General features: G+C 30.0%; 1 protein-coding gene. It reads right to left on the bottom strand.

Annotated elements, in window-relative coordinates:
• Positions 1-744 (bottom strand): replication initiation protein (locus C9E89_RS22810; RefSeq protein ID WP_107010326.1); only part of this gene is annotated, 744 nt, incomplete at its 3' end.
• Positions 745-1,004 lie beyond the last annotated feature (260 nt).

Here is a 1,004-nt window from a genome sequence, read left to right on the forward strand (position 1 = left end):
GCAGAACATATCTATGGTTTTTGTATCCCTTGTTGGTGCTGTGAGTTTTGGCTTGGGTTTTTCTTTTACGGTGAATTTAAAGCCGACAACAGAACGCCCTTTTTTGACATTTTCATAAGTCAAATTGATATCAGTATTTTCTGTAATTTCATTCAATGAAGGGGTAATTACACGTTTTTTTAAATTGCTAAGATCTTGATAAGATTCTGGTAATCCAAACTCTGTTTTTAGATGCTCTAGTGACATCTCAAAATATCCAATTGTTTGATGTTTTTTTGCTAAATGATAAAAATCAAATGAATAGTCTTTTTTTAGACTGAGGACAATATCTTTTTTATATTTAGTATAGGGATTTAACTTATCAAATTCTTTTAGCATTAAAAGAACTTCATCTGGAAAACAAATAGACACACAACCATCTTCATATCTAGCTCGAATAACCCAATTACAATATGTTTTACGTCCTTTTTCATCTAAGTAACAGAAATAACGTTTAATAAGAGCCTTACTTGCATCTATAAGCGATTTATATGCTGAATGAGTTTTTATATTACATTCTTGAGCAAATTTTTCTGCTGTAATAACTATTGCATCTTTCTCAGTTGCATTTGTTGTTCTCGCTATTGGACTTGCGAGAATTAAAATGCGTTTCTCATCAATACTCATACTTTTAAAGCATTCTTGAATACTGTTCTGCATTACTACCCAAGATGGTGGATATGTTTTTTTATTTTGTTCATTCATAAATTAACTACAGTGTATTTAAGGTACTTTGAATATAGCGTACCTAAATATAGCAATTCGATTATTATTTGACTATTATTTTTGTACTTTTTTAACAATAAAGTACAATTTATTTAATGTACTTAGTTGTCCTCCAAAAGTACTTTTTAAGTCCTCCAAAAGTACTTTTTAAAGTTGATTTTGTCCTCCAAAAGTACTTAGTTGTCCTCCAAAAGTACTTTTTTAAAGTCTGAAAGCATTGCTAGACATGGGCTAGAGGA

Origin of the sequence: Acinetobacter sichuanensis, assembly GCF_003024515.2 — a bacterium.
GTDB lineage: Bacteria > Pseudomonadota > Gammaproteobacteria > Pseudomonadales > Moraxellaceae > Acinetobacter > Acinetobacter sichuanensis.